General features: G+C 45.0%; 8 protein-coding genes. 4 read left to right on the forward strand and 4 right to left on the reverse strand.

The window, feature by feature from the left end; genetic code table 11:
• The first annotated feature begins 162 nt into the window (after positions 1 to 162).
• Complete coding sequence (locus OLMES_RS15685; protein WP_087462137.1) at positions 163 to 870, forward strand: response regulator transcription factor; 708 nt, start codon at positions 163 to 165, stop codon at positions 868 to 870.
• A 101-nt stretch (positions 871 to 971) separates the two neighbouring features.
• Positions 972 to 2,414 (forward strand): sensor histidine kinase, encoded by a 1,443-nt coding sequence (locus OLMES_RS15690; protein ID WP_198342999.1) that lies wholly within the window; start codon positions 972 to 974, stop codon positions 2,412 to 2,414.
• Here the strand turns inward: OLMES_RS15690 and OLMES_RS15695 are convergent.
• Positions 2,366 to 5,437: a calcium-binding protein gene (locus OLMES_RS15695; RefSeq protein WP_087462139.1), complete on the reverse strand. Its 3,072-nt coding sequence runs from the start codon at positions 5,435 to 5,437 to the stop codon at positions 2,366 to 2,368. The two genes, OLMES_RS15690 and OLMES_RS15695, sit on opposite strands and share 49 nt — an antisense overlap.
• Before the next feature lie 325 nt (positions 5,438 to 5,762).
• Between OLMES_RS15695 and OLMES_RS28015 the strand changes: the two genes are divergently transcribed.
• Positions 5,763 to 8,063, forward strand: coding sequence for a PQQ-dependent sugar dehydrogenase (locus OLMES_RS28015; RefSeq protein ID WP_157678335.1), 2,301 nt, complete (start codon positions 5,763 to 5,765; stop codon positions 8,061 to 8,063).
• Between the two features lie 27 nt (positions 8,064 to 8,090).
• Here OLMES_RS28015 and OLMES_RS15705 read toward each other — a convergent pair whose 3' ends face one another.
• Positions 8,091 to 8,876 (reverse strand): substrate-binding periplasmic protein, encoded by a 786-nt coding sequence (locus tag OLMES_RS15705; RefSeq protein WP_157678336.1) that lies wholly within the window; start codon positions 8,874 to 8,876, stop codon positions 8,091 to 8,093.
• 221 nt (positions 8,877 to 9,097) lie between these two features.
• On the opposite strand from OLMES_RS15705, the gene OLMES_RS15710 reads away from it, so the two are divergent.
• Positions 9,098 to 9,589, forward strand: a complete 492-nt coding sequence (locus OLMES_RS15710) for a DUF2938 domain-containing protein (protein ID WP_087462141.1) — start codon at positions 9,098 to 9,100, stop codon at positions 9,587 to 9,589.
• A 26-nt stretch (positions 9,590 to 9,615) separates the two neighbouring features.
• Here the strand turns inward: OLMES_RS15710 and OLMES_RS15715 are convergent, their stop codons facing one another.
• Both OLMES_RS15715 and OLMES_RS15720 read right to left on the reverse strand, forming a co-directional pair.
• Positions 9,616 to 10,929, reverse strand: a complete 1,314-nt coding sequence (locus OLMES_RS15715) for a leucine-rich repeat domain-containing protein (RefSeq protein ID WP_087462142.1) — start codon at positions 10,927 to 10,929, stop codon at positions 9,616 to 9,618.
• A 67-nt stretch (positions 10,930 to 10,996) separates the two neighbouring features.
• Entirely contained in the window at positions 10,997 to 12,100 is a 1,104-nt protein-coding gene (locus OLMES_RS15720; RefSeq protein WP_157678337.1) for a hypothetical protein, read from the reverse strand.
• Between the last annotated feature and the right edge of the window lie 37 nt (positions 12,101 to 12,137).

Genomic DNA, 12,137 nt, shown 5'->3' on the forward strand with positions numbered 1-12,137 from the left:
ATTGAAAAAAATTATTCACCCGTATGGAGAGTTTGTCTTAAATATTTAATAAATATAAGAAAAAATAGCAGTGACCACACAAATATACGAAAGGAGCACACTCTGATAAGTGAAAGTTTGGCACTAATAGCGCTAGGGTCTGTTGATAAGAAAGGAAGTTCTATGGCGTATTCAGGTTCGATATTACTTGTGGATGATGACCCCGATCTGACAACGATGTTGAGTGTTTTTTTAAAGCGCGAGGGTTTCGAGACAGATGTCGCCAATTCGGGATTTGATGCCTTGGGAAAGCTGCATGAGCAGATAGACTACATTGCAATGGTGTTAGATATCGTCATGCCGGATAAATCCGGCTTGGATGTTCTCCGATTTGTCCGTCAAAACAGTTCTGTACCAATTATTCTGCTCACGTCACGAAACGATTTCTCTGACAGGATCAACGGCCTCGACCTGGGTGCCGATGACTACCTGACCAAGCCATTTAATCCTGGCGAACTGGCAGCAAGACTCAGAGCGTTGTTACGCCGTTGCAGTGTGCAAATGCCGGAACAAAAACATGTTTCTCTGCACGGGATCAAACTGGATTCGATTAATTTGAAAGCCACTCACGGGAAAACTGATTTAAATTTAACCACAGTCGAATTCTTGACGCTATATCAACTGATGAGCCATGCCGGATCCCCTGTCTCCAAAGAGCATTTAACCCGAACAGTATTAAAGCGTGCTTTAATCCCTCAGGATCGGAGCATGGATGTCCATATCTGTAGAATTCGCCAAAAACTCAGTACGGCGGGTTACCCGGAAAACCTCATCAGCACACTTCGTGGCAGCGGCTGGCGATTTCTTGCTGAACTAACCGAGTCAGCTTGATGGGAGAACATTTATCGCGACCATCCCAAATTCCAAGGCAAAAAACCATCTGGCGTCAAATATTCGCCTATGGCGTTCGTGGACTTTTCTGGAAAATATTCTTGGCAACATGGCTGACGCTCCTCGGTGTAATACTCTTGACTGTTTTTTTAGTGCAATCGTTTCCAACCGTCTCGCATCCCACTTTCCGGGAAAAGCACAGCGAAGTGCTTTCGATGTTGGTCAATGAATTAATACAAAAAACAGAGCAATCCAAATTACAGTTCGAGTACCCATACACACTTTCAAAACAAGAAATTGCGAAACTGGATGCAGTAATTCGGCAAAATGGATTGCCACCACCTGAGGAAATGATCGATTTACCACCTGGAGGTCTAAAACTCATCAGCTTCAAAATATTTGATGCGCACAATTCACTTTTGTTTTACTACCCATCACCGGTGAGTAATGCAGATCTTGATTATACTTTTCCATTTCAGAGTGCTTCAGGGCAACACTACCGAATTGCTACCTTTTCGACACCTCCTTCACCCTTTTTGAGTAAATTATTCAAGCGTGCGGCTTCCATTCAGGCCGGTTTACTAGTTTTGGCGACCTTGCTACTAAGTCTGACATTGACATGGCTTATCACAAAGCCATTGATACAACTGGGCGAATTGGGCCGCCGTTATCTAAAACTGGAAAAGTACGATCAAGAACCTCTTAAACTTTTAGCTCGACGCGACGAAATTGGCGCACTGGGACGTGAGATTGCACATCTGATCAAAACAGTCGAAGAGCAAAAACAAAAAAAACAGGAAATTTTAAATGACATGTTGCATGAAATTCGTACGCCCCTGTCCCGACTAAGAATGGCAACGTCACTGTTTGAACAAGACCCGACCTCTGAACTGGATGAATTTCTCGTAAGAATCTATCAAGAGTTCGAACGTATGGAGACCTTAACACAACAGATCCTGGAGCAGTCCAGAGTTGAAGCCGCTGAAATTCAGAGCGAATTTCTGGATGTGAACAAGTTTCTGAGAGAACTTTTGCGAGATGTACAATTTGAATTTCAACAAGCATCAATTGATGCAAGCTTTCCCGATACTCCCCAGATAATTACCGCCACCAATCGCGAACTATTGAGAAGAGCCACTGAAAATCTGCTTAGAAACGCCTGTAAATACTCCCCCCGTCACGAAAGCGTTTTCGTCGGCATTACAAATCACGACTTTTATATTCGAATTTGCATCGACAATGCCGGGAAAGGGATCTCCACTCAGGACATTGAAAAGTTAATGACTCCTTTTTATCGGCTATCAATCAGTCGATTTGAGTCCGGCTTCGGCCTGGGACTGGATATTGCTAAGCGTGCGATCGAATTTAACAACGGCAGGTTAACGCTCGAGAAAAGCAGCCGGGGAGGCTTACTCACAAAACTGGACCTCCCGGCTATTTCCCCAAATTACACCCCGGCATTCTCAACCCGACAGCAAAGGGACGAACGCACAGGTCACGAGTCGATAACAGCTGATTTTCGCAAGGCAGACAATCTACGATAATTCGCTTCCAAAACGCTACCGATAATTCGACTTGGCGGGACGCCCACAGCCAACGCCAGTGAACCCAGTCTATTATGTTCATGATTATCCGGATCACATCGATGTGCCATTTCCTGCGTCCAGGCTTTCGCCAACGGTATCATAACCTGTGTCAATCTGGGATTACGGCGCATCGCTCTCACGAACGGGATTGCCCAGTAATGGTATCCTCGCAATACCGTTTTCCCGAGGAATTCACGGCCGTAATATTGATCCCATTGGTATACCTCATCGGATATTTCGCCTATTTCATGCATGTAGGTGCAAATAACAGTGTTTCCGGAAGGCCCGTTTTCTGTCGTATTCGTATCACTTTGATAGCTGAATCCACTTGCAATATCGCCATTGCTAACGCCTACTAGTTTGACTGTTGTATCACCCGCACTCACATAGGTATCACTGCCATCCGAGTATGAGGTTACAACCACATCGCCATCAAATGACAACGTATCGGAGTTACTGGAATAGTCTGTTATCGTGTCTGTGCCGTCGTCAGAGTCAAATTCAAATCGATCCTGGCCGCCACCACCAATTAAAGTATCGTTGCCGTTTGCTCCTCTCAAGGTATCACTGCCACTTCCGCCGTCGAGCGTGTCTGCATAATTACCGCCCCCACCATTGAGGATGTCATTACCGGCCCCACCATAGAGTGTATTGGCAACCCAATGTCCCGTAATCGTATCGTCATAATCTGATCCAATAACGATTTCTACACCACCGCCATCGTTATTTTTGAATTGGTCGATTCCTTCTGAATGGGTTATCTTGCTCCAGTTTACTGTCGAGCCTGACACACCGCTGGTAGATCGTGAATAATCAACGGTATCGGTTCCTGAACCACCCCAGATTTCATTGCTGCCGCTGCCGCCGTAGAATATATCATTTCCAGATTCACCTTTGAGGATATCATTACCACCGGAACCACCCAGTACGTTATCACCACTGTTACCGGTGATCGTATCGGCAAACTCGGTGCCAATGATGTTCTCAATACTGTAGAGGCGATCTACTCCTTCTACATTTTGATCACTGATAAAGCCATTGGCAGATACTAATGTATAAGTCCCATTCTGATCGGTAGCGGTTACGGATAGATCTATATTGACTCCTGCTCCGGAATTGGCATCCTCATAAGAAACAGTGTCAGACCCGTTGTCAGCAGATTCGTTGTAGCCACTGTTGTTATAGGCACTCTCCCCCCCAAAGAAATAGTTAATGCCACCACCGCCATAAAATACATCATCGCCGGTGTAACCATAAAAGTAATCATTACCGTCATTCTGGGGCGACCAGCTATCAGTAGTTTCCTTTTGATAACCGTAAAGCACATCTCCATAGTTGGTACCATACATGCCCTCGTCAGAGTTACCATAGAGATCTTCATAGTAGGATCCAGAAAAAGCCCCCAAAATCATGTAACGACCAGACAGATTTCCAAGACTGGCTTTCACATCGTCCGACAAATCAGCGTACAAATCACTACTGCTAAAGATTGAACCACTGTCATCTCCGCCATAGGTAACCGCATCATTTTCAATAATCAGTGCCGAATCGAGTAAAGCTTTTCCATAAAAATTCTGGGCAGAATCACTGATGCTGCTGTCATAGTAAACTTTGGCGAGTCGTCCATTTCCATTCACATAATCCAAGGCAAATGCCGAGTTGCCAATACCATCGGTGGTAATGTCGATATTAATGTTTCCCGTGCTGGCCAGCGGAACAATGAATACATCTTCTCGCGGATTAAAATCGGTAATCGTCGCGTAATGTGCCGCAGTTGCATCCTCCACAGTTTGATAATTACCGGATTCATCATTCAATACCGCTTTGAGCACATCAAAGGCCATCGGCACAATTTCTTTGGTAATTTTGGTGCCAGAGAGCGTGAACAAAAGATCCGTAAAATCACCCGCCATGCTTAGAGCCAGGTTACCGAAGTTAAAATCAGAGTCATAACCTGTTGTGGTTGGGTGGGTAATTATACCGGTATAAAACGTATCTGCACCGGATCCCCCGGTAATCACATCATCATCACTGCCATCGCTGAGATCACCAGTGAAGATTAAATCGTTTCCGGCACCACCGTTGATGGTATCAGAACCATCACCACCATCAATGTAGTCATCACCACTGCCACCATTTATTGTCTCTTCTTGAGCTCGAAGCCAAGTGTAGATATCATTATTGCCATCTTCCCACTTTTTCTTCGTATCCGTAGCACCTATTATAATATCGTCGCCACTTGTACCATTTACCTCACCATAGTACTCGTAGTATTTTGTTTTATTCCCAATGAAATCACTCCAGGTACGATCATGCTTTAAGGTGTTCTCAAAATAGGTGCTACTCATGGAGTAAGGGGTATCAATAGTCTTGAGAATATATTTCCAGGTTGTAGCATAGGGACCACCAATATCGCCAGAGTCCCAGACTTTGGTACTGGCTTCAGCCAACACGGTCTGTCCATCGACTGTTAGTGTCAGTGAATCATCTTCAGCATGTAACTCAGCAACCACCTCATCACTCATTTCCTGACCGAGTACAAGTTTGGCAAAAATACGACCTTCATCGCCCTTACTATCACTTTTGTTGATCAAGGCATCAATGGCATGACCTATTTCCTCCAGAACAACCGCAACCTGTTGTGTGTCGTTTGCATCGCCGTAAAACGTATCGGAAATAAAAATCGCGTTTAATGACTCAACATAAACCCCATCGGCTCCCTGCAATTCCAAACCGGATCGCAGCTCAATACTGGGAAGGCTGCTAAAATTACCATTCCGGTATTGATCTATGAGGGATTCAAAAATAATCGCATCGTAATTTTCCCCAAACGCTACGGTGAATACTTTTGTATCAAATACATCTTTAGCAACAAAATCCTGCAGCGCATTTTGAGCACGCAATAGCGTATCAGATAGCAGCGCTTTCCCATGGGAAGGGCCACTAATGGGATCAACAAGCAATGATCGAGAGGGTCGCATGTACTTTTCTCCTTGGCAATCAATTATCAGGTTTCCTGAGTTAGCGATACTCTGCACCGTCAGAGTCAGAGCATGCAGTGTTATAAAGGAGCGAAATGCTAACGGATCACTTTGTTAAGAAAAGTTAAGATCGAGGGGAATTTTTCATTGCTTAGATGCAAAATCAGGATTTGTTAAGGTCAACTCTGAACTTTACAACTTTTTTGTGTTCCCATCTTTTTAAAACCCTGTTACGCAATGCCAAAATCCGATCTAAACTGATTTCAATCCAGAGAGTGCAGTTCCCTTCAAGGATACTTTTTAATCGCCCTACAGGAGACCTCCCATGTATCACTCCCCTATTCAGAACTCTGCTACCTTTAGCTACAAACTATGCCATTTGCCGCTAATTCTCGGTGCACTCATGTCGGGCCAGAGTATTGCAGACTCTATCAGCACCAGTTTCGAATTCAGTGGCGATAGCAGTGGATTTGTGCTTGGCTCCACACCTGAAACGCTTTCGTTTACGGGTGGGCAGGCGCAGAGTATTGGTATTTTTTCACTCTACCATTCAGGAAGTAACGCCTGGATGATTGCACCGGGAGAAACCGGCTCAATTTTATTTGAAACCGCCCCGGAGACCTTAAAATTTTTCATTCGAGACCAAAGCAGCAACACGGGTGGCGAACTCGAAATCAGGGATGAGGACGATAACCTGGTTCTACAGGTGACCGCCACAGCCAATCAATGGACAGAAATCCATTTAACCGATGAAGACAGCACAAATATACGTGAGGTTATTCTGAGAAATACCGGTAATAATGGCTTTGCTGTACTTGATGATCTTACTTATACCGCACAAGTCAACACTCCGTCCCCCGATGGAGAGCCATTAAGCAACCCGATTCCGATGTCAATTCCGATGGGGATGCAACCCTTGCGTCTGGAGCCCCTCAGCACCAATTTAATAGCGCCAAACCACGGTACATTTGCTCCAGGATGGCCCGAACATCTCATTGTAACGGATCAAACTGGCCAGATTTGGGCAGTGCATACAACTCAGGGCACATCCGAATTACTTCTGGATTTATCCGATTCTCTAGTCACCCTAGGGGTCGCCGGAAACAACAGTTTTGATGAACGAGGCTTACTCGGCCTGGCCTTTCATCCGGAGTTTCAAACAAACGGAAAGCTTTACACGTATACCTCTGAACCCGCGACGCAAACTTCTGATTTCGCTCTAAGCGGCGCAACCGCAAACCATCAATCAATTATATCGGAGTGGACCATTACAGATCCGATGACCCCCGCATCCGTGATCAACCCCGACTCAAAACAGCCCCTATTACGCATCGACCAACCTCAGTTTAATCACGACGGAGGCGCAATCGCATTTGGCCCGGATAACATGCTTTATATCGCACTAGGAGATGGTGGCCAGGCGGATGACCAAGGTGACGGTCATTCAAGTCTGGGCAACGGGCAAGATAAGACAACCCCCCTTGGTAGTATCCTTAGGATTGATGTAGACGGGTCGAATGGACGAAACGGAAACTATGGAATTCCAACAGACAATCCATTTCTAGATGACCGAGATGCACTTGACGAGATTTTTGCCTACGGTCTGCGCAACCCTTTCCGTATGTCTTTTGATCGCTTAACCGGTGAACTCATTGCCGCGGATGTTGGCCAAAATGACATAGAAGAAATTAATGTAATTCAATCCGGCGGTAACTATGGCTGGAATTTACGGGAAGGCAGCTTTCAATTCAATCCTAACGACACTGACCCGGGTTTTGTCAGCCCTGTAACCACACCAAATGAAAATTTAATTAATCCCATTGCAGAATATGATCATGATGAAGGCATTGCGATAATCGGAGGCTTTGTCAATCGAGGCAACGATGCCGAGACGCTCTCTGGTCGGTACCTGTTTGGTGATTATCTGGGTCGCATGTTTCACTTAACTGAGTTCAATACAATCAATGAAGTACAAATCGAAAACCGACCGGCTGGACTCAATGAACGTATCCTTGGATTCGGAGAAGATATAAATGGCACACTCTATTTAATGACCAATACCACCGGTACGCCATTTGGGTCAACTGGCCGTATCTATAAATTAGCAAATGCCATTACTGACGGTAGTTATGAGCAGTTGGTCCAGCTTATCTACATTGCATTTTACGGGAGACCCGCCGATCCGGCTGGACTCAGTTTTTGGGCATCAGAACTGGCAAACAACCAAGGGGACTTAACTGCAATAATTGAATTCTTCGGTTCCTCTGTGGAGTTTACGGAACGTTTCGGTCAGTTTGACAGTACAGCACTAATCAACAATCTCTTTAGCCAGATCTTCAGCCGAGAAGCAGATTCAGGCGGACTGGCTTTTTACGATGAACTGTTTACTTCAGGACAGCTCAGCTTGCAGCAGATTTCACTGGATATATTAAATGGAGCCCAAGGGAACGATGCGCAGATTATCGCAAATAAATTGAGCGTTGCGGTCTATTTTACAAACGCCGTCGAAACCGGCTCTCTTTCGTATGATAGTGAGAATATCAGTGTAATTGTAGATATCATGAACGCTGTAACAGACAATCCACAATCGGGGATAGATGCCATTAATGGCTCGACAGCTTTTTAACCGTGAGTATTGGAACGGTATAAGGCCCTATTCCGCCTCCACGTCATACTTATCCTTGATTTCAGCCACAATTATCTTTTCTTGTTCCATGAAGTGGTTGAATTCTGTGATGAGCTGGGGGTATTTGATTGTGGAGAAATAATAAGAACTTCGAACATGGGGCAACGCCGGGTCGAAGACCAGACTATTCGGTTTTTTTAGAACCGTTTTGAGTTGATATCGTGCCACGGCAGTATTCAGAAATGCACCATCAATCCATTTAAGCAGCACTTGCTGTAATACGCCATCTGGCGTGTTGTTTTCTGCAATCCGGACCTGTCCTTTCTCGATCAGTGCTCTCAGATCCGGCTTCGGCGTAAACCCTCGCAGCGTACCCAATACCCTGAGTTGCGAGGGCCCCTTCCCTCGGTTTTCGGGCAGCACCATAACCCCTGAAATATAATCGACGATCGGCGTTGAATAGGTAACCCCTAAACCTTTTTTCACGCGGGCTTTCCAGTATGGGTTGTCAGGATATTTGAAGTCTACAGTTCTTTCATTCAGAAATTCTACAAACAAACGAGCGATAGGTAATCGTCGATAGGTGAAGACATAGCCTTTGGATTTCGCAAATGAATCCAGCAACTCTCTGGCAAACCCAGCATATTCATCATTTTCAGTTCCGAAGTAGGGATAGAAATCAATACTCTCTACGCCGATTACATACTTCGTTTGGGCCTGGGCAATACTCCAACTGGCACTCAATAATAACAAAATTCCAGCCAGTAGTTTGAATGAAACCGGAAGCAATGGAATCAAAAGAAACCCAGTCACAATAATACTCCACGTAAGTCACACCGCATTCAACACCGTATACACAGTCTAGTTGAATTATCGAAAGAAGGATTACCCGGAGACACAGCGCTTTACCGGGACACGGCTAAAGACTTGAACAAAAAAATTCACTGGCTATTTCCCATACCGCACATTGACTTCAAGTCGACTTTAAGTTGTAGGCTATCAACCATTCCAAGACACAAACTAGGGAGAGAGATATGAATACTCTACTTTACATACTGACGATTGGTATCGGTGCCACGGTGGTGATGGATCTATGGGGCGCGCTCCGCAAACCACTTCTGGGGATACCACCGGCAAACTACGGGATGGTTGGACGTTGGATTGGTCATATGACCAATGGTCGTTTTATTCACACTGCGATAGCACAATCGTCTCCGATACCTGGCGAACATATCATCGGCTGGGCCATCCACTACCTGACCGGGGTCGCCTTCGCAGGGCTACTGGTGGCGATATGGGGGAGCAATTGGATACAGAATCCAAGTATAGGTCCCGCGCTTGCCGTAGGTATCGGTACCATTTTAGCCCCCTTCCTCCTGATGCAACCCGGAATGGGTGCAGGCATTGCGGCTTCCCGAACACCAAACCCAGCGGCATCGCGAATACAGAGTCTTATAACGCACGCGATTTTCGGGTTTGGTTTATTTCTGTCTGGTTACATCGTTCAGCTATTTTTACCTGAATAACACGGGCGAAGCCCTTGTATAACCGATCAATACACTACTTTCACCCCTTTAGGCGCAATTTCATTTTCAATTATTTCAATCGTCTCAGCACTTAAGGGGTTACCCGTAAAATTAAATTCTGGATTAACGTTAAACAGGCTTGGAAACTTCAGAGACTCCGTTTCACTATATTGTAACTGGACAAAGCGTAGGTAAGTCGAGTGCGATAAATCTACGGTTTTGAGTTGATTACCAGATAGAGTCAATATTGTGAGTTTCTTGAAATCAGTTAAATCCAAAGTCCGTAAGTGGTTATTCGAAGCATGCAAGCTAAACAGTTTATTGGATCCGGAAACAGATAGACTTTCCAGTAAGTTACCGCTCACATCCAGGTTTTTCAGCTGACCTGCCCCCAACAAACTTACATGGGTCAGTTGATTGTTTGTTAACTTGAGGTCGGTCAAATAACGATGATCACCTAATACAACCTCTTGTAGGCTCGCATCGGAGATATCAACATAGCGCAGCTCGGAAAGTGCAGACAAATCAACATGCTTCACACTTGATCCGGTTAAGTTCAAGTATCTGAGTGGGCTATTCAACGGAAAATCAACTTGTTGCAATGCACTATAACTGGCATCGATTTGCACAAGTTGAGTTTGTTCTCGTAGATCCAGTGACGTCACGGCACTGTTTCTTATGGACAGGGAACGCAGATTGACACCGGATAAATCCAGTATCGAATTCGCACTATTCGATAGATTCAGCGATCTCAGCTGCTGCAACTGGGGAAGTATGATGCTATCGATACTAACTTCAAGCACTAACTCTTCGAGTTGCTCGTTTTGTGAAAGATCGAGCTCAGTCAAGCTATGGTTAATCAGGGACAAATATCGCAAACGGGCTTGTGAACTCAAATCAATTGCCGACATATTTTCAACAACAAGACTCAGACTGACTAATTGAGATAAGTGGGTTAAATTAATTTCTTTCGGCTGATCAGCTCGAATACTCAGCATCTCTAGATGAGGCAAAATGCTAGGCTCGATTACGTTCATATCTGAAAGATCCAAACTGAGAGAACGCAAATTAAACAACTTTCTTAGGTCGGAGATATCACGAATACCGTCATGACGAGAATCACACCGTAGTTGAACCACCTCCTCGGTGTAAATCCACTCTTCCTTGCTGGCATTGTCAAAAATACAGCGTTGCAATTGTTCGTCTGCTATAACAAGTTCAGTTATTGGCACATTATCGGGTGTGGCCGTGTTTTGTTTGTTTCCCGAATTTGAATCTTGACAACCGCTCAGCTGAACCATCATCAAAATTAAAACGAAACTACTCAGTAATTCCTTCATTGTTTTCGTAACTCTTCCATTTATGGGCCCAATGCTCCAGCTGGATGACGATAGCCTCGATAAGATTTTACTCGATAACAAAAATTTCGCGTTGATTTTCATGAACAGCAAACAATCGTGTACCGCGGCTCATTATCTTGTTAAAAACCTTATCATCGTCACCGAGACGGAACCACTGTGAAGATGTGTCCTGAGTACCCCAGACCCCGGTATCGGTCGACACTACAATCCCCGAAAATTTTTCCGGCCATGAAAGCAAATCCACAATTTTCCCCACCTCCCTCGGCAATGGCACAGGTTGCCATGACAGATCCTGTTTTGATTTATTCTCATACAAATCGGCCCAGCCTGATGTCTTGATAATACCATTTGGTGTTGTGGTGAATTTCAAATTCGCGGACTCAAACTCCAGACCAACTGCACTATTAAATCGCGCGATATCTTCCAGCTCACCAGTAAACTTATCTGTGAATTTTCTGTATCGAACAGAGTCAGAATCAATTACCACAATTTGATCTGGCCTGAATGGATCAAACAAGGGGTAATCCGTTCCAACATAGCTACCGTTATCAAGAACATGCCAGCTTTTACCCTGATCAGGCGAATAATATACCCAGTTATAGTGGTAGAACCGATCCGTCAGAAAGACCATCTCCGGTGTGCTTGGGTCAAAATAAAGCTGAGGGCAAGCGCTCGAGTCATCCTCACCTTGACCTATTCTGACAATAATGCGCTCTCGAGTTTGTGCCTCTAAATCGTTACGATACAGACGTCCCTGCCCCGTCCAACTACCACAAACCACCGTGTAAATGGAATTTGAATCGGAGGGATCAAGGTAAAAGGTATCATAAGTGTTATGATCCGGTAATTGCAGCTCAGTCCAGGTCAGCCCAAAATCCGGAGACTGATACAGGTGAATCGACTGAGTGATATTTACTTCCCGAGTCGTGATGTAAATTACCGGTGGCTCACCATTACCTAAAGCCAAATCAGTAATGTCTTCATTCGGGTTGAATTCAGGCGTGGTAACTTTTTGCCACTGGGTCATCGTCAGGGGAAGATCAAGCTCAGAGCCCCCTGCTTCAGCGTTGGTGTGCCCCGTGGTCGGCCATATTGAAGCTAATATTACTACCTTAGCGATAGATAAGAAGGCATGATGCTTAGATATCATATGAGTCCCTTAAAAAATCATCTGCACTGTAAGCCCC

The organism is Oleiphilus messinensis (genome assembly GCF_002162375.1).
Lineage (GTDB): Bacteria > Pseudomonadota > Gammaproteobacteria > Pseudomonadales > Oleiphilaceae > Oleiphilus > Oleiphilus messinensis.